General features: G+C 69.5%; 15 protein-coding genes. 7 read left to right on the forward strand and 8 right to left on the reverse strand.

Features of this window, described 5'->3' with window-relative positions:
• The first annotated feature begins 153 nt into the window (after window positions 1-153).
• The 5 genes from ACRAKF_RS30435 (at window position 154) to ACRAKF_RS30455 (ending at window position 6,939) form a co-directional block, all read left to right on the forward strand.
• Entirely contained in the window at window positions 154-1,053 is a 900-nt protein-coding gene (locus tag ACRAKF_RS30435; protein ID WP_447040776.1) for an FAD binding domain-containing protein, read from the forward strand.
• On the forward strand, window positions 1,044-1,658 hold the full coding sequence (locus ACRAKF_RS30440; RefSeq protein WP_447040778.1) for a (2Fe-2S)-binding protein: 615 nt from the start codon (window positions 1,044-1,046) through the stop codon (window positions 1,656-1,658). The genes ACRAKF_RS30435 and ACRAKF_RS30440 overlap by 10 nt, the downstream gene beginning before the upstream one ends.
• 2 nt (window positions 1,659-1,660) lie before the next feature.
• Window positions 1,661-4,042 carry a xanthine dehydrogenase family protein molybdopterin-binding subunit gene (locus tag ACRAKF_RS30445; protein ID WP_447040779.1) on the forward strand — a complete coding sequence of 794 codons (2,382 nt, stop codon included), beginning with the start codon at window positions 1,661-1,663 and terminating at the stop codon, window positions 4,040-4,042.
• A gap of 220 nt (window positions 4,043-4,262) precedes the next feature.
• The gene (locus ACRAKF_RS30450) at window positions 4,263-5,720 is read left to right on the forward strand and encodes an NCS2 family permease (protein ID WP_447040780.1); all 1,458 of its coding nucleotides are present in this window, start codon (window positions 4,263-4,265) and stop codon (window positions 5,718-5,720) included.
• 67 nt (window positions 5,721-5,787) lie between these two features.
• Window positions 5,788-6,939 (forward strand): XdhC family protein, encoded by a 1,152-nt coding sequence (locus ACRAKF_RS30455; RefSeq protein ID WP_447040781.1) that lies wholly within the window; start codon window positions 5,788-5,790, stop codon window positions 6,937-6,939.
• A gap of 11 nt (window positions 6,940-6,950) precedes the next feature.
• Here the strand turns inward: ACRAKF_RS30455 and ACRAKF_RS30460 are convergent, their stop codons facing one another.
• The 8 genes from ACRAKF_RS30460 to ACRAKF_RS30495 form a co-directional block, all read right to left on the reverse strand.
• Window positions 6,951-7,418, reverse strand: a complete 468-nt coding sequence (locus ACRAKF_RS30460; protein ID WP_447040782.1) for an SRPBCC family protein — start codon at window positions 7,416-7,418, stop codon at window positions 6,951-6,953.
• Window positions 7,419-7,486: 68 nt separating this feature from the next.
• On the reverse strand, window positions 7,487-8,287 hold the full coding sequence (locus ACRAKF_RS30465; protein ID WP_447040783.1) for a polysaccharide deacetylase family protein: 801 nt from the start codon (window positions 8,285-8,287) through the stop codon (window positions 7,487-7,489).
• A gap of 80 nt (window positions 8,288-8,367) precedes the next feature.
• Window positions 8,368-8,958 (reverse strand): hypothetical protein, encoded by a 591-nt coding sequence (locus ACRAKF_RS30470; protein WP_447040784.1) that lies wholly within the window; start codon window positions 8,956-8,958, stop codon window positions 8,368-8,370.
• Between the two features lie 37 nt (window positions 8,959-8,995).
• A complete protein-coding gene (locus ACRAKF_RS30475) occupies window positions 8,996-9,433 on the reverse strand; it encodes a hypothetical protein (protein WP_447040785.1) in 438 nt (145 codons plus the stop codon).
• Window positions 9,434-9,459: 26 nt separating this feature from the next.
• Window positions 9,460-10,269: a hypothetical protein gene (locus ACRAKF_RS30480; RefSeq protein WP_447040786.1), complete on the reverse strand. Its 810-nt coding sequence runs from the start codon at window positions 10,267-10,269 to the stop codon at window positions 9,460-9,462.
• A 49-nt stretch (window positions 10,270-10,318) separates the two neighbouring features.
• Window positions 10,319-10,852 (reverse strand): hypothetical protein, encoded by a 534-nt coding sequence (locus ACRAKF_RS30485; protein ID WP_447040787.1) that lies wholly within the window; start codon window positions 10,850-10,852, stop codon window positions 10,319-10,321.
• A gap of 46 nt (window positions 10,853-10,898) precedes the next feature.
• Window positions 10,899-12,347, reverse strand: a complete 1,449-nt coding sequence (locus tag ACRAKF_RS30490; protein WP_447040789.1) for a hypothetical protein — start codon at window positions 12,345-12,347, stop codon at window positions 10,899-10,901.
• A gap of 138 nt (window positions 12,348-12,485) precedes the next feature.
• Window positions 12,486-13,844 carry a pyridoxal phosphate-dependent decarboxylase family protein gene (locus ACRAKF_RS30495; protein WP_447040790.1) on the reverse strand — a complete coding sequence of 453 codons (1,359 nt, stop codon included), beginning with the start codon at window positions 13,842-13,844 and terminating at the stop codon, window positions 12,486-12,488.
• A gap of 1,046 nt (window positions 13,845-14,890) precedes the next feature.
• On the opposite strand from ACRAKF_RS30495, the gene ACRAKF_RS30500 reads away from it, so the two are divergent.
• Together ACRAKF_RS30500 and ACRAKF_RS30505 are read left to right on the forward strand one after the other, a co-directional pair.
• Entirely contained in the window at window positions 14,891-16,078 is a 1,188-nt protein-coding gene (locus tag ACRAKF_RS30500; protein ID WP_447040791.1) for an acyltransferase family protein, read from the forward strand.
• Between the two features lie 175 nt (window positions 16,079-16,253).
• Window positions 16,254-16,610, forward strand: coding sequence for a DUF6479 family protein (locus tag ACRAKF_RS30505; RefSeq protein WP_447040792.1), 357 nt, complete (start codon window positions 16,254-16,256; stop codon window positions 16,608-16,610).
• Window positions 16,611-16,671 lie beyond the last annotated feature (61 nt).

Consider the following 16,671-nt stretch of genomic DNA (forward strand, 5'->3'; position numbering starts at 1 on the left):
TTTCGGTGACTGACCCCATCGGAGTACCGGGCGGTGTACTTGCCCCACTCCGCGTTAACAGCACATGAACGAGCAGTCGAGGGACCAACGGCCCGGGTGGCCTGATCGACGTCCCTCTCAGCGAACGACCCTCGATACGAAGAAGAGAGCCTCATGGACTTCCTTCGCCCCGCCAGCTGGGAGGAGGCGCTCGCCGCCAAGGCCGAGCACCCCACGGCTGTGCCGATTGCGGGTGGCACCGACGTGATGGTCGAGATCAACTTTGACCACCGGCGTCCCGAGTACCTGCTCGACCTCAACCGCGTCGGCGAGCTGTGCGAGTGGGAGGTGGGCGAGGAGACGGTCCGGCTCGGTGCCTCCGTCCCGTACACGCAGATCATGGAGGAGCTCCGCACGGAGCTGCCCGGTCTCGCGCTCGCCTCGCACACCGTCGCGTCCCCGCAGATCCGCAACCGCGGCGGTGTCGGAGGCAACCTCGGCACGGCGTCCCCGGCCGGTGACGCCCACCCGGCGCTGCTCGCCGCCGGCTGCGAGGTCGAGGTGGAGTCGGTGCGCGGCTCGCGCCTCATCCCGATCGACGACTTCTACACCGGCGTGAAGCGCAACGCGCTCGCCGCCGACGAGCTGATCAGGGCCGTCCACATCAAGAAGGCGGACGGGCCGCAGCAGTACTCCAAGGTCGGCACCCGCAACGCCATGGTCATCGCCGTGTGCGCCTTCGGCATCGCGCTGCACCCGCAGAGCCGGACCGTGCGGACCGGCATCGGCTCCGCGGCCCCGACCCCGATCCGGGCGAAGGCGGCCGAGGAGTTCCTGAACGCCGCGCTCGACGAGGGCGGCTTCTGGGAGAGCAAGAAGATCATCACCCCCTCGATCGCCAAGCAGTTCGCGGAGCTCGCCTCCGGTGCCGCCAACCCGATCGACGATGTGCGCGGCACGGCGAGCTACCGCCGGCACGCCGTCGGCATCATGGCCCGGCGCACGCTCGGCTGGACCTGGGAGTCCTACCGCGGCAAGGGCCGCAGCACTGAGGGAGTCGCATCATGCGCGTGAACTTCACGGTCAACGGCCGTCAGCAGGAAGCGGACGACGTCTGGGAGGGCGAGTCCCTCCTGTACGTGCTGCGTGAGCGCATGGGTCTGCCGGGCTCCAAGAACGCCTGCGAGCAGGGCGAGTGCGGTTCCTGCACCGTCCGCCTCGACGGCGTTCCGGTCTGTTCGTGTCTGGTGGCGGCCGGTCAGGCCGAGGGCCGGGACGTCGTCACCGTCGAGGGCCTCGCCGACTTCGCCAGGCAGCGCGACGAGCGGGGCGGCCACGCCGCCGGCGCCTGCGGCACCTCGCTCCAGGACGCCCGCCAGTGGCAGGCCCAGGGCACCGACCCGCAGGCCGGCGAGGGCGGCGTTTCCCCGCGCGCGGATCTCTCTCCCGTGCAGCAGGCGTTCATCGACGCCGGCGCCGTCCAGTGCGGCTTCTGCACCCCGGGCCTGCTCGTCGCGGCCGACGAGATGCTGGAGAAGAACCCGCAGCCGACCGACGCCGACATCCGCGAGGCGCTCTCGGGCAACCTCTGCCGTTGCACCGGCTACGAGAAGATCCTGGACGCCGTCCGCCTCGCGGCCGCCCGCCAGGACCGTGGACTCCAGGAAGGCGTGGTCTGATCATGGGAACGACCGGAGCCCCCACCAAGATCACCCAGGGTTCGCAGACCAAGGGCGGGATCGGCGAGTCGACGCTGCGCCCCGACGGCACCCTGAAGGTGACCGGCGAGTTCGCGTACTCCTCGGACATGTGGCACGAGGACATGCTCTGGGGCCACACGCTCCGCAGCACCGTCGCGCACGCCGAGATCGTCTCGATCGACACCGCGGAGGCCCTGGCGATGGACGGTGTCTACTCCGTCCTGACCTACGACGACCTGCCGACCGCGACGAAGAACTACGGCCTGGAGATCCAGGACACCCCGGTGCTCGCGCACGGCAAGGTCCGCCACCACGGCGAGCCGGTCGCCATCGTGGCCGCCGACCACCCGGAGACCGCGCGCCGCGCCGCGGCCAAGATCCGGATCGAGTACAGGGAGCTGCCGCTCATCACGGACGAGGCCTCGGCGACCGCTCCCGGCGCCGTGCTCGTCCACGAGGGCCGCGAGGACCACCACATCGGTCACGTCCCGCACCCCAACATCGTGCACCGCCAGCCGATCATCCGCGGCAACGCCGACGAGGCCGCGAAGAGGGCCGACGTCATCGTCACCGGCGAGTACACCTTCGGCATGCAGGACCAGGCCTTCCTCGGCCCGGAGTCCGGTCTCGCCGTGCCGTCGGAGGACGGCGGCGTCGAGCTGTACGTGGCCACCCAGTGGCTGCACTCCGACCTCGGCCAGATCGCCCCCGTCCTCGGCCTGCCCGAGGAGAAGGTGCGCATGACGCTCTCCGGCGTCGGCGGTGCGTTCGGCGGCCGCGAGGACATCTCGATGCAGATCCACGCCTGCCTCCTGGCGCTGCGCACCGGCAAGCCCGTCAAGATCGTCTACAACCGCTTCGAGTCCTTCTTCGGCCATGTGCACCGCCACCCGGCGAAGCTCCACTACGAGCACGGCGCCACCAAGGACGGCAAGCTCACGCACATGAAGTGCCGGATCGTCCTGGACGGCGGCGCCTATGCCTCCGCGTCCCCGGCCGTGGTCGGCAACGCGGCCTCGCTGTCCGTCGGCCCGTACGTGATCGACGACGTCGACATCGAGGCCATAGCGCTCTACAGCAACAACCCGCCCTGCGGCGCCATGCGCGGCTTCGGCGCGGTCCAGGCGTGCTTCGCGTACGAGGCACAGATGGACAAGCTGGCCGCGAAGCTGGGCATGGACCCGGTCGAGCTGCGGCAGCTCAACGCCATGGAGCAGGGCACGCTGCTGCCGACCGGGCAGCGGGTCGACTCACCGGCCCCGGTCGCCGAGATCCTGCGCCGCGTCAAGGCCCGCCCGCTGCCGCCCGAGCGCCAGTGGGAGTCCAGCGAGGGCGCCGACGTGCGCCAGCTTCCGGGCGGCCTGTCCAACACCACGCACGGCGAAGGCGTCGTACGCGGTGTGGGCTACGCGGTCGGCATCAAGAACGTCGGCTTCTCCGAGGGCTTCGACGACTACTCCACCGCCAAGGTGCGCATGGAGGTCATCAACGGCGAGCCCGTCGCGACCGTGCACACGGCCATGGCCGAGGTCGGGCAGGGCGGTGTCACCGTCCACGCGCAGATAGCGCGGACCGAGCTGGGCGTCGCGCAGGTGACCATCCACCCGGCCGACACGCAGGTGGGCAGCGCGGGATCGACGTCCGCGTCGCGCCAGACGTACGTGACCGGCGGCGCCGTCAAGAACTCCTGCGAGCTGGTGCGCGAGAAGGTCCTGGAGATCGGCCGCCGCAAGTTCGGCTCCTACCACCCCGCGTGGGCCACCGCCGAGCTGGTCCTCGAGGGCGGCAAGGTCGTCACCGACGGCGGCGAGGTCCTCGGTGACCTGGTCGACGTCCTGGAGGGCGAGAGCGTCGAGGTCGAGGCCGAGTGGCGCCACCGCCCCACCGTGGCCTTCGACCTCGTGACCGGTCAGGGCGACGGCCACGTCCAGTACTCCTTCGCCGCGCACCGCGCGGTCGTCGAGGTCGACACCGAGCTGGGCCTGGTCAAGGTCATCGAGCTCGCCGTCGCCCAGGACGTCGGCAAGGCGCTCAACCCGCTGTCCGTGATCGGCCAGATCCAGGGCGGCACCACCCAGGGCCTCGGCGTCGCGGTCATGGAGGAGATCATCGTCGACCCGAAGACCGCGAAGGTCAGGAACCCCTCCTTCACGGACTACCTCATCCCCACCATCCTCGACACGCCGACCATCCCGGTCGACATGCTCGAACTCGCCGACGAGCACGCCCCGTACGGGCTGCGCGGCATCGGCGAGGCCCCGACCCTGTCCTCGACCCCGGCCGTCCTCGCGGCGATCCGGAACGCGACGGGTCTGGAGCTCGACAAGACGCCGGTACGCCCCGAGCACCTCACCGGCACGTAGTCCCCGCCGGGGCAGAGTCATCCCCCTCCGAAGCCCTCCGAGCGGTGCGGGCGAATCCAGGAACGTCACACTTCCCCGCCCGCACCGCGCGGAGCCCAGCTCCCCTCCCCACGTGGGAGCGTCGTTCGTCTCGGGCCGTCCCCCGGGTCGTGCAGCCAATGCACCATCCCAAACCCCGCCACTCGTGCGGGTGCCCCTGTGAACCTTGGGAGTAGGCAACATGACCCACTCATCAGTGGAGCCCAAGACCACCGCGGAGGACGCGGGCCCCGGCTCACGCGTCCCGGCCGGCAGGTCCTGGCTCGACCGGTACTTCCACATATCCCTGCGGGGATCGACGGTCGCGCGCGAGGTGCGCGGCGGCATCACCACCTTCATGGCGATGGCGTACATCGTCCTGCTCAACCCCGTCGTGCTCTCCGGCAAGGACGCGGCGGGCGACACCCTGGGACAGAAGGCCCTGGTCACCGCGACGGCACTCGCCGCGGCGGTCACCACGCTCCTGATGGGCTTCGTCGGCAAGGTGCCGCTGGCCCTGGCCGCCGGGCTCTCCGTGTCCGGAGTGATCTCGTCCCAGGTCGCGCCCGAGATGACCTGGCCGCAGGCCATGGGCATGTGCGTGATGTACGGCGTGGTGATCATGCTTCTCGTGGTCACCGGGCTGCGCGAGATGATCATGAACGCCATCCCGCTCGCCCTGAAGCACGGCATCACCATGGGCATCGGCCTGTTCATCGCCATCATCGGCCTCGTCAAGGGCGGCTTCGTGCACCCCGGCAAGGCGGCGCCGCTCTCCCTCGGCCCGGCCGGTGAGCTCACCGGCTGGCCCGTGCTGCTCTTCGCGGGCACCCTGCTCCTGATCTTCATGCTCCAGGCGCGCAACACCCCCGGCGCGATCCTGATCGGCATCATCACCGGCACCGTCGTGGCCGTCGTACTCAACGCGCTCGGCGTCATCGACCCGAAGCAGTGGGCGAACGGCGCCCCCGAACTGCACGGCGGCGCGGTCTCGTCACCCGACTTCTCGCTCCTCGGCGACGTCGAGTTCGGCGGCTGGGGCGAGGTCGGCGCGATGACCGTCGGCATGATCGTCTTCACCCTCGTGCTCGCCGGCTTCTTCGACGCGATGGCCACCATCATCGGCGTCGGCACCGAGGCCAACCTCACCGACGAGAAGGGCCGCATGCCGGGCCTCTCCAAGGCGCTGTTCATCGACGGCGCCGGCGGTGCCATCGGCGGCGTGGCGGGTGGCTCGGGACAGACCGTGTTCGTCGAGTCCGCGACCGGCGTCGGCGAGGGCGCCCGCACGGGCCTCTCCTCCGTCGTCACCGGCCTCTTCTTCGCGGCCTGCCTCTTCTTCACGCCGGTCACCGCCATCGTGCCCCAGGAGGTCGCCTCCGCCGCGCTCGTCGTCATCGGAGCGATGATGATGATGAACGCACGGCACGTCGACTGGGCCGACCGCGCCACCGCCATCCCGGTCTTCCTGACCGTCGTGCTCATGCCCTTCACGTACACCATCACCACCGGTGTCGCGGCGGGCGTCATCTCCTGGGTCGCCATCAAGATCGCGCAAGGCAAGGCCCGCGAGATCGGCGCCTTCATGTGGGGCCTGACGCTCGTCTTCATCGTCTACTTCGCCCTCAACCCCATCGAGAGCTGGCTGGGCGTCCACTGACACCCGGCCCCGCCACATCCGCGAAGCCCGGCACGCCGGGCCGCCGAACGCCTTCGAGGAGGCCGACATGCTGGACATCGCCGACGAGCTGGACCGGTGGGTCGAGCAAGGACGTGACTTCGCCGTCGCCACCGTGGTGGCGGTCGGCGGGAGCGCGCCCCGGCAGCCCGGCGCCGCCCTCGCGGTCGACGCCGACGGCACCGCCATCGGCTCGGTGTCCGGCGGATGTGTGGAGGGCGCCGTCTACGACCTGTGCCAACAGGCGCTCGCGGACGGCGGGACCGTGCTCGAACGCTTCGGCTACAGCGACGAGGACGCCTTCGCCGTGGGCCTGACCTGCGGCGGTGTCATCGACATCCTCGTCACCCCCGTCCCCGCCGGCGCCCCGGCGAGGCCGGTGCTCGCCGCCGCCCTCGCCGCCGCGTCCGCGGGGGAGGCGGCGGCCCTCGCCCGGGTCACCTCGGGCCCCGCCGAACTGCTCGGCCGCGCCCTCCTGGTGCGCCCCACCGGGCAGTACGAGGGCGGGCTCGGCGGACATCCGGAGCTGGACCGCACGGTGACGCAGGAGGCCCGGGCGCTGCTCGACGCCGGGCGCACCGCCACCGTGGAGATCGGCGAGGACGGTTCGCGGTGCGGATCGCCGCTCGTGGTCCTGGTCGAGTCCAGCGTGCCGCCGCCCCGCATGATCGTCTTCGGCGCGATCGACTTCGCGTCGGCGCTGGTGCGCGTCGGCAAGTTCCTCGGTTACCACGTGACCGTGTGCGACGCCCGCCCCGTCTTCGCGACACCCGCCCGCTTCCCCGACGCCGACGACATCGTCGTCGAGTGGCCGCACCGGTACCTGGAGCGCACCGGCGTCGACGCCCGCACCGTGCTCTGCGTCCTGACCCACGACGCCAAGTTCGACGTGCCGCTGCTCCGCCTCGCGCTGCGGCTGCCCGTCGCCTACGTCGGCGCCATGGGCTCGCGCCGCACCCACGAGGACCGCAACCGCCGGCTGCGCGAGGTCGGCGTCACCGAACTCGAACTGGCCCGCCTGCGCTCACCCATCGGCCTGGACCTCGGGGCGCGCACCCCCGAGGAGACCGCCCTCTCCATCGCCTCGGAGATCGTCGCCGACCGCCGCGGCGGCAGCGGCGTATCCCTCGCGGGAGCGCACACCCCCATCCACCCGGTCACCGGGGGCACGCCTGCGGAACGGATCGGCTCGGTGGCCTGACGGCTCCTGTGTCATGACACGGGCTCTCGGCCCCGCCCCGACGCCCCACCCCCGGTGAGCCGACGCACGACCCGGCGGAACATGACGCGGCCCGCGGCGGCGAGTACCCCGTCGAAGAACCCCGGCAGCCACCGCACACGCAGGTCCTCGTGCCAGGACACGGTGGAGCCCGTGACCGCTTCGCGCACCTGGAACTCCGCCCACCCCGTGACGTACGAGCCCCGTTTCTCCAGGCGGCACCGGCCCGGGGCGGCGCCCCGCGGCGGGCGCCACTCGACGACCTCCATCGTGTCGTCGAAACCGGCGGGCCCGAGCGCGGTGCGGGCGACGAAGAGCGTGCCCACGGCGGTCGGCGGCGGCGTGCGGACGGTGACGCGGGTGAAGGGCACGGAGTCGCCGTGCCGCTCCCACTCGGTCAGCCGCTGCCATGCCTCGGCGGGAGACAGCGGGGAGTGCTCGGCAAACTGGAAGACGGCCACGCCTTCGAGCGTGCCAGAGAGCGGGGCCGTACGGGCCCTCCGACGCGGAGATCCAGCGCCGACAGGCCCTAGCGGTAGACCTTGCCCGGCTCGGCCTTGCCGGGGGCGAGGAGCTGGGGGACCGTCACGAAGACGTAGCCGCGCTTCTTCAGCTCGGTGATGATGCCGGGCACGGCCGGCACGGTGCCCTTGTAGATGTCGTGCAGCAGGATGATGCCGTCCCGCTCGGTCTGGTCGATGACCCGCTTCTGGATCAGCGCGGAGTCATTGGTCGTGTAGTCCTTGGCCGTGACGGTCCACAGCACCTCCGAGAGGCCCAGCTCCTCGGAGAGCTTGTTGATGTCTCCGTTGGTGCGTCCCTGCGGCGGCCGCATCAGCGTGGGCTTCTTGCCTATGAGCTTCTCTATCGCGTCGTTGGGACGCTGGAGCTCCCGGCGCGCCTCGGCCTTGTCGATCTTGGTGAGGATCTTGTGGGACCAGGTGTGGCTCGCGACCTCGTGGCCTTCGCGGTCCATCTGCTTGACCAGCTCGGGGTACTTCTCGATGTGGTTCTTGCCGAGGGTGAAGAACGTGGCGGGCACGCTCTCCCGTCTGAGGATCTTCAGCAGCCGGGGCGTGTTCTCGCTCGGTCCGGCGTCGAAGGTCAGGGCGACGCACTTGGCCTTGCGGCAGTCGACCGTCCCGAACTTCGCGGCCTTCGCCTCGGCCGCCCCCTTCCGTACGGAGCTGGGGGACGTGGTCTCCAGCTTGGTGCATCCGGTCAGCGCGAGGGCGAGTGCCGCCCCCGCCGCGAGGACGGGGGCGGCACGACGCAACCTCTTGGGCCGGGTCGTCATCTTGCAGGCAGCAGGCGTGTTCACAGCGGACATGCGAGCACTATACACGCGGCGTATACATCGAGTTCATAGTGGCCGCCGCAGCCCGTGCCGCGAGCAGGTCGACGCGATTCTCAGACCGCGAGCACCCTGATCGCCGGGTGGATCGCCGTGTTCAGGTAGAGCCGCTCCTTCTTGCCCTCCTGCTCCAGCTCCATCACGAGCCGGTACCTGTAGAGGCCGGGCTTGGCGGTGCTCATCACCGTGCCGGCCCAGTAGTAGTAGACCGGCGTGAACTTGTCGCGCATGCGGTCCGGCATCCCGTAGATCTTCAGTTCGTTGAAGATCCTGCGCTCCGCGACGTCCTCCTCGTCGCCCAGCTCGGTGTCGAGGAACACGATGTTGTTGATCTTCGGCATGGGCGGCCACGTGCCGTCGAGGCGCTTCTCCATGTCCATGGGGCGCACGATCCAGTTGAGGACCTGCCCCTGCTTGCAGACCGTCTCCAGGGACGACGTGCCCTGCCCCTTGCCGCCGACGCTGTTGTCCATCATGTACATCGCGTCGCCCAGCGAACCCGTCTCCGTCGCCCGCTCCATGTTGATGAGCGTGACGATGTTGAGCTGGACCGAGTTGAGCTGGCCGGGATTCTGCTTCTCCTGCGTGCCCGTGGCTGTGCGCGCCGCCGTGCCCGTGCCTGTGCGCGTGCTCGTGCTCGTGCTCACCGCTCCTCCTTCGCGTACGCGGTCATGGCTGCCCGGGTCACTGGCCGACGAGGGACGACGACAGGGTCGCCGTGATCGGCTCGTCCCGCGTGCCCAGCCTGAACGCGATCTGGTAGGTGATCGGTTCGGGGCTCGTCTTCTTCACGGTCCCGGTCCAGTACGAGACGTCGGTGCCGGGGTAGACCTTCCGCTCCGGCTCGCAGATCTCGGGGTCGATCACGATGCTCTCGATGCTGACGTAGGCCTCGCACTCCAACGCCAGACAGTTCCACAGCAGTTGGTCGCCGCGCACGGCCCTGGTCCGCAGCTCCTCGGTGCCGAACCCGGTGGAGCCGCCCGAGCGGTTCGTGTCGTACATGTACAGGTGGCCGACCGTGTCGCCGGCCGCGAGCGCGCCCACGGCGTCCACGACGGCGGTGATGGAGATGGGTCGTTTCGCGGCGGTCTCCCGCGGCGGCTTCGTCTTGGTGGTCATCCGTTCCTCCTCATCCGGTGGGATCTTCAGGCGCCCTGGCCGGGGGGCGTTTGCGGGATCGGCAGCGGGCCGACACCCGCCTTGGTGAACGCGTTGCGCCGCGGCTCCGAGGAGATCTTCAGGGCCGAGGGACAGGTCAGGTTCACCGGTTCCCACCGGAGCTCGCCGTTGACCTGCGCCAGCTTGTGGAGCTGGATGCGCATCATGTACGAGTACGTGCCGGGGCGGGACGTGTCGACGCTCGCCGACCAGTACCAGCCGTCGGTCACCATGTCCGGGGAGCCGTACTCCGCCGGATACATGATCTTGGCGTCGACCGCCTCACCGTAGATGTCGGTGATCACCGGGGCCGGGTAGCTGTGCGCGCCCGTGCTGTCCTCGGCGACGACCTGCCCCGTGACGTCGAGGATCTTGGCGCCGGACATCCTGCCCCTGGTGCGCCGCGTCGTCTTGACGCGCGTACCGGTCTTCCTGCGGATCCGGGTCAGCTCGGCCGCCGCGTCCGTGCCGGCCACCGAGGACTTGTTCGCGAGGTCGTGGAGCTCGGCCAGGGCCTCCTCGTCGCTCTGCCGTGCCCGGTCGGCCTCGTAGCCGCGCGGGACGGTCGGCGGGAGGGAACCCAGGCTGTACGGCAGCCAGTTGAGTACCTGCTCGCTGGCCTGGGAGCCGTCGCGCCAGTAGGAGCCGTGGATCGCGGTCACCAGCCCGCCGGTCCCCTGGTTCTCGGAGCCGTGCAGTTTCATGTTGTCGAACAGGTAGGTGTTGTCTTCGAGCGTGCTGGTCGCCAGCGCGTTGCCGACGTCCACGAGCACGATGATCGCCAACTGTTGGGGCATGTTTCCGCCTTCGTCGTCGTTCCCGGCACGGCCTTCGTCGGATCGGCCGCTACTGGCACATCAGCGCGGGCGTCTCGACGTGCATGACGCTGTGTGCGCCCTCGTACATCTGGAACTCGATGCGGTACTGGTAGGGGATGCCCGGGGTCATCCAGTGCGGCACCACGCCGGTCCACACATCGAGGTCGAGCTTCGCGCCCTCGGCGTCCTCTCCGCCGTGGGCCTCCGGCTCGTGTGCGCCGGGCACCTGCTGTCCGTACGTGTGCGGGCCCTGCTCCGCCCGGCCGTGCACGTCAGGGGCGTGCACGTCGGCGTCGTGCGCCTCATGGCCATGTGTGGCATGGCCGTTCGACGGCGCGAACGAGATGTTCTTGATCTCGACCGGTGTCTGGAGGTCCACGGCGAGCGCGGTCCACGAGACGACCTGTCCCGGTTTGACGATGGTGACGAGGTCCGCCGTTCCCTGGTGGGAACTGTCGAACGGTCCGTCGTCGACCATGCAGAGGTTGCCGTCGTGCAGTCCCCTGATCGACAGAGCCCCGATCACGTCGACGACGGCGATGATGTTCACCTGCGATTTCATTCCACTCCTGTTCTCGCACCTGGTGGTCGCGCGCGGTGTCCCGCGCCTAGCCGCGGTCCCGCACCAGCGGGACCTTTCCGACAGCCGTCCGCTCGATCTCCGCGGACAGCCTGGGTACGAACGTGAGCTGGAAGGTGTAGCCGGTCGCCTCGAACGACGCGGCGTTCGCCTCCCCGTGGTTGAAGAGCGAGAGGGCGCGCGGCAGGGCGTTCACGAAGAGCCGCTGGAGGCCGTAGGGGCCGAGCACCGTGTCGGCCCGGTAGGTCAGGCCGAGCACGTCGTCGACCGACACGACGAGCTGGATCCGCTTTCCCTCGCGGTGGTTGATGAACTGCACGTCGTGCGCCACCGCGTCCAGGTCGACCACCTCGGCGGCCCGCAGCTCGTCGCGCAGCACGGCGTACGCGCGCACCGCCGAGTACTGGCTGTCGTTGATGTGCAGCACGTCGCCGGTGCGCCCCGCGAACTCGAACTGCCGCGTCTTCGGCCCAGGCCCCTCCGTGCGCGGCCGGTGGATCATCCGGTCGCCCAGCTTCAGGCGCAGCAGCGGCGTCTCGTGCGCGTGCAGCCGCGTGACGACGAGCTCGCCCTCCTCGCCCTCGGCGACCTGGCGCCCGTCCTCGTCGACGATCTCGATGAAGTGCAGCCCCGGAACGGCCGACAGGTCGGGGGACTCCGCGTTCAGCTGGAGCCCCACGGTCTCCGCCTGGGTGGCGGCGAAGTAGCTGAGGATCGCCAGGTTCGGGTAGAGCGCCTTGAGCTCCGTCCGCTTGCGTTGCGGCAGTACGCCGCTGCCGTACAGGGCGACGCGGAAGCTGTCGCGGTACTCCTGGCGCATGCCCGCGCCCAGCTCCGCGAGGATCGCGATGCCCGCGGAGATCCCCATCAGGGCCTTGGGGCCCCGGTAGGAGAACATGTGCTCGAGGACCGGGGCGGTGACGGGCCCCGCTCCCACGTAGTTGACGCCGGGCACCTGCTGGAGGACCCCGCCGACCATCGTCCCGCTGCTCCACATCTGGTAGTCGGCCAGCGTGGTGAACAGCCACTTCGGGTCGGTGCCCGCGAGGTGCGGCGCGAGCTGATGGGCGCCCATGAAGCGGCCCGCGATCTCGTACGTGTCGCGCAGCTCCCGCAGGGCGTAGACGACCTCCAGGGGGCGGCCGCCGCTGGTGCCGCCGCTCGCCACGATCTCGAAGTCGCCGCGGGTGAGGGGCACCACCATGCCGGGCCGCGACTCCATGAAGAAGTCGCGCTGGACGTCCTTGTCGGAGAGCGGGACGCGCTGCCACTCCTCGTACGTGCGCGGCGCGTCCGTGATGCCGGCGCCGCGCAGCCGTTCGCGCCAGAGCGGATTGAGCAGCACCGTGTGGACCATCTGCTGGAGCCTGCGCAGGACGAGGGCGTCCTGTACCTCGTGGGCGATCTCGCTGTAGAGGGTCTGGCAGACTCTCTCGCACTCGCGCATCTTGCTCGCGAACGAGGGAAGCACGGTCACGGCCTCGATGGACTCCGGCCGCAACTCCCATTCGGGGATGAGCCATTCGGCCAGTTCACGGGCCCCGCTCGGAGCCGATGGCTCCGGTGGAACACGCGTTACCTGTGGAGCGTGAGATGTACTCAACATCCGTCCTCTCTAGGCTTTTCCGGTTCCCTCGTCGCCCGCGATCAGGTCCTGCCCCGTCCTCCTGATTTCGGAGAGCAGCATCCTGAAATGCTCCGTGGTGATCTGGTGGTTCATCATGACCACGCGCAGAGCGGCCACTCCGTCGATGTCCACCTTCGATATGAAGAAATTTCCCTCGCTCTTGACGCGGTTCCTGATGGCGACCTGGAGGTGGTGCAGCGCCTTGCTCCCGAGTTTCTTTCCCGGCCCCCCGCCGAGACCGGCCGGGTGGTACCGGAAGCAGAGAATGTTCGCTTCGGGGCGGTGCGGGGTCTCGAAGTCGGGATCGGCCCGCAGAATGGAGTGGGCCTCGCCGGTCAACCGGCACAGATACTCGATCTTCTCCGCGAAAAGCGACCTGCCATAAATGGCCCACAGTGCCCAGAGAGTCATGACCATCGGCCGCTTCGTGCACTCGAAGTTCTTGCCCCCGCTGTCGAAGGCGGTGTAAATGTCCTGCTCCTCCTCGAAGACGTAGCTGGCCTTCTGCCGGAACGCGGAGAGGGCTGTTTCCCTGTTCCGGTAGAAGAGCATCGTGCAGGGCGCGGGCACGAACATCATCTTGTGCGCGTCCCAGGTCAGGGAGTCCGCCTTCTCGATGCCCCGCAGCTTTCCGCGGAGCGTGTCGGAGACGAGCAGGCTCGCGCCGTGCGCGCCGTCGACGTGCAGCCAGAGGTCCTTCTCCGCGGCCAGGGCGGCGAGGTCGTCGATCGGGTCGAAGGCACCGACCGACGTGCTGCCGGCCGACGCGACCAGGCAGAAGACCTTGAGGTTCTGCCGCTCGGCCGCCGCCAGGGTCGCGCGCACCTCGCCCACGTCGATCTGCTGCCGGCTGTTGAGCGGCAGGCGGACGAGCTGCGCGTCGCCGATGCCGAGCACGCCGGCCGCCCGCGCCACGCTGTAGTGCACGTCCGCGCCCACGGCGATGGCGGGCCTTGGCTGGCCGCGGACGGCGGACGCGCCCTGTGACCAGTAGCCGGGCAGCTTCTCGTTCCGCGCCGCGAGCAGCGCGGTCAGGTTGGCCAGCGAGCCGCCCGAGGTGGTCACCATGGTGAAGCGGTCCGGGTCGTAGCCGATGAAGCGGTTCAGCTCGTCGGCCATGATCCGCTCCACGGCGTTGGGCAACTGCCCCGCCTCGTAGAACGACGCGGGCTGGCTGACCATGGAGCTCACGAAGTCGATGACGCCGGCGAGCGGCACGACCCCCGAGAACTGCCGCCCCATGTAGCCCGGCGAGAGCACCTGGATCCCCGTCCTGACGTACAGGTCGATGATGCCCGTGAGCCGCTCCTCGTCGAAGGCGGCGACCGTGTCGTGCTCGGTCGTCATCAAGGCCCTCGCCGACCGGGTCAGCTGCTCGGGTTCGATCAGTTCGAGGCCCCTGATCGAGATGTCCGACAGGTGTTTCTCCAGTTTCGCGAGGGCGGTTTCCGAGTTCTCCCTGAAAAGCTGCGGATCGAACGCTTCAAGCAGTAAGCCGCTCGGTTCCGATCCGGGATCACTCGACCGAGATTCCGTCACTAGGGTCCCCCCTCTTCTGTGGAAATTCCCCCTGCTGCCCTACGTACGGCGTATGGGGTGAGGGCATGCGGCAGCGCCAAGGAGACGACGCGACCCGGCTGGTCGAACCGGATCGCGGCGTCATTCCACACGTGAAGCATCGAAATTCCGCACACGAAGCGCCGAACGCCGTACGTACGGGATTACCCCTCCGAGAACTGCACCCGCCACAACCGTCCCCCCGGCATGGTCAGTGCCTGCCCCCCACAGCGAACACCGTATGTGTTGCTGATCGGTGGAGAAATCGAAACTCTGTGTCTGTCCGAAAAATGTTGCGCACGTCATGATGGACCGTCAATTCCCATGAGCCACACGCGTTCCCACGGGTATCGGGGGTGCCGGGGCGAGGCCCGTGATTTCCGGACACCGTGCCTGTGGCATGTGCACGGCCAAAATGATGTCAGGGCAGCGCTGCGATGGGGCAGAGGGCGGCGCAAGGCGTTTCCTGCCAACTTCCGGTCCATTACGGGGGATGTGTTTTCGGTGCCTGTCGAATCCTGTCGGCAGGGTGGTGTTTCCGCCGTCGCGCGGATGTTCCGGCCATGACGGCGGCGCGCGGGCCCGGCACTTTCGGAGCGGGCGGGCCGGAACTGTTCGAACCCGGCCCGTACGTCCGGTCCGGCGCAACTGGCGCTCTCACGCCGCCCTTACGCGCAACGCCGGGCGAGGGAAGTGGTGCGCAAGACCACACGCGGCACGGTTGTACGCCTGGCGCCCCGTGTGGCTAGGGTGCCAGGGATGTCTCGCACCGACGCAGTACCCACGAACTTGGTAAGACGCAGGATCGCCGCTCCGGGTTGCCTGCGGGAGGTGCCGTGAGCGACACAGCGCGCCTGCCCGGCCGCCATCGCGCAGCCCTCCCCGAGGCCGTCCCCGCGCCCGCGCCGACATCGACGCGGACGCCGGCCGCGAGACCGGGGCGGCACGGCAGACCCCGCGCGTCGGGAGCGCCGGGGCCGGGCGCGGGCGGGCGCAAGCCGGGCAAGCAGCGGGACGCCTTCTTCGACAACGCCAAGTACCTGGCCATCGTCCTGGTGGCCATGGGCCACGCCTGGGAGCCGCTGCGCGACGACAGCCGGAGCGCCGCCGCGCTCTACATCACCGTCTACGCCTTCCACATGCCGGCGTTCATCGTCATCTCCGGCTACTTCTCCCGCAGCTTCGACGCGAGCCCCGGCCGCATCAAGCGTCTGGTGACCGGCATCGCCGTGCCCTATGTCCTCTTCGAGGTCGCGTACACCTTCTTCAAGCGCTGGGCGGGCGGCGACCCCACGTACCCGATCAGCCTGCTCGACCCCTGGTACCTCACCTGGTTCCTGGCCGCGCTCTTCGTCTGGCGGCTCTCGACGCCGCTGTGGAAGGTCGTGCGGTGGCCGCTGCCCCTGGCGCTGGCCGTGGCCGTGCTCGCCTCGGTCTCGCCCGACATCGGCGACGACCTGGACCTCCAGCGGGTCCTTCAGTTCCTGCCGTTCTTCGTGCTCGGCCTCGTCCTGAAGCCGGAGCACTTCCAGCTCGTGCGCCGCCGCGAGGTGCGGCTGCTCTCCCTGCCGGTCTTCGCCGCGGCCCTGGCCTTCGCCTACTGGGTCGCCCCGCGGATGAGCGCGGCCTGGTTCTACCGCCGTGACAGCGCTCAGGAGTTGGCGGCCCCCGGCTGGACGGGCGTCCCCATGACGCTCGCGATGTTCGGCTGCTCGGTGGTCCTGGTCGCCTGCTTCTTCGCGTGGGTGCCGCGCCGGCACATGTGGTTCACGGTGCTCGGCGCGGGCACGCTCTACGGCTACCTGCTGCACGGCTTCCTCGCCAAGGGCTCCCGCTTCTGGGACTGGTACGACGCCGACTGGCCGCACCGGCCGCTGGGCGCGATCACCGTCACGTTGTTCGCCGGCGCGGTGATCACCCTCCTGTGCACCCCGCCCGTGCAGCGCCTCTTCCGCTTCGCCATGGAGCCGAAGATGGTGTGGGCCTTCCGGCGGGACGCGGCCGAGCTGCGCAGATCCGCGTGAACGCATATCCGCGGTAAACCGCCCCTGAGTACTTCGGACGCACTCTCCGTAGTTCCGTCGGAGCACCCGGCGACGCAAGTCGCCGCGTGACTTTCGCCCGCTAATCGACACCGTCGACCGTGTTTAAAAAAGGAAATGCCAGCTATATTTCGGGCCGGGCGGGTACAACCCCTGTATGGAAACAATGGAACTCGCAGCTTCGCACACAGCCCACCTGCTGATGTGGCTCGCCGGGCTCGTCGTGGTCGGCGTCCTGCTGAGCGCCTTCTACTTCGGCCGGCGCGCCCAGGCACGGCAGATCGACCCGCCGAACCCCGAGAAGCAGCCGAAACGTCCGTACGACGGCCCGGTCAGGGAGGAGCGGGAGTACCGCGAGCCGAACGAGATGCCGCACGACGGCCACCGTCTCCTCCCGCACGAGATCCAGGGGGGATACGGCAACTGCAGCAGCCATCCCTGTGAATCGCAGGACCCGGAGGACCACAGGAAAACCAGCGGGGGCGGCGGCTTCGGCAGTGGCGGACTCGGCTGATCCGCGGGGCCGCTGAATTAACCGTGCCTATTGCCGCCCGGCCGGCTGTCCGCCCAGCCCT

This window comes from Streptomyces sp. DSM 118878 (assembly GCF_052936595.1).

What these genes read in the sequence shown, in the direction of transcription:
- ACRAKF_RS30435 (WP_447040776.1), top strand. Translation starts at nt 154, where the DNA reads ATGGACTTCCTTCGCCCCGCCAGCTGGGAGGAGGCGCTCGCCGCCAAG.
- ACRAKF_RS30440 (WP_447040778.1), top strand. Translation starts at nt 1,044, where the DNA reads ATGCGCGTGAACTTCACGGTCAACGGCCGTCAGCAGGAAGCGGACGAC.
- ACRAKF_RS30445 (WP_447040779.1), top strand. Translation starts at nt 1,661, where the DNA reads ATGGGAACGACCGGAGCCCCCACCAAGATCACCCAGGGTTCGCAGACC.
- ACRAKF_RS30450 (WP_447040780.1), top strand. Translation starts at nt 4,263, where the DNA reads ATGACCCACTCATCAGTGGAGCCCAAGACCACCGCGGAGGACGCGGGC.
- ACRAKF_RS30455 (WP_447040781.1), top strand. Translation starts at nt 5,788, where the DNA reads ATGCTGGACATCGCCGACGAGCTGGACCGGTGGGTCGAGCAAGGACGT.
- ACRAKF_RS30465 (WP_447040783.1), bottom strand. Translation starts at nt 8,287, where the DNA reads ATGTCCGCTGTGAACACGCCTGCTGCCTGCAAGATGACGACCCGGCCC.
- ACRAKF_RS30475 (WP_447040785.1), bottom strand. Translation starts at nt 9,433, where the DNA reads ATGACCACCAAGACGAAGCCGCCGCGGGAGACCGCCGCGAAACGACCC.
- ACRAKF_RS30480 (WP_447040786.1), bottom strand. Translation starts at nt 10,269, where the DNA reads ATGCCCCAACAGTTGGCGATCATCGTGCTCGTGGACGTCGGCAACGCG.
- ACRAKF_RS30485 (WP_447040787.1), bottom strand. Translation starts at nt 10,852, where the DNA reads ATGAAATCGCAGGTGAACATCATCGCCGTCGTCGACGTGATCGGGGCT.
- ACRAKF_RS30495 (WP_447040790.1), bottom strand. Translation starts at nt 13,844, where the DNA reads ATGACGACCGAGCACGACACGGTCGCCGCCTTCGACGAGGAGCGGCTC.
- ACRAKF_RS30505 (WP_447040792.1), top strand. Translation starts at nt 16,254, where the DNA reads ATGGAAACAATGGAACTCGCAGCTTCGCACACAGCCCACCTGCTGATG.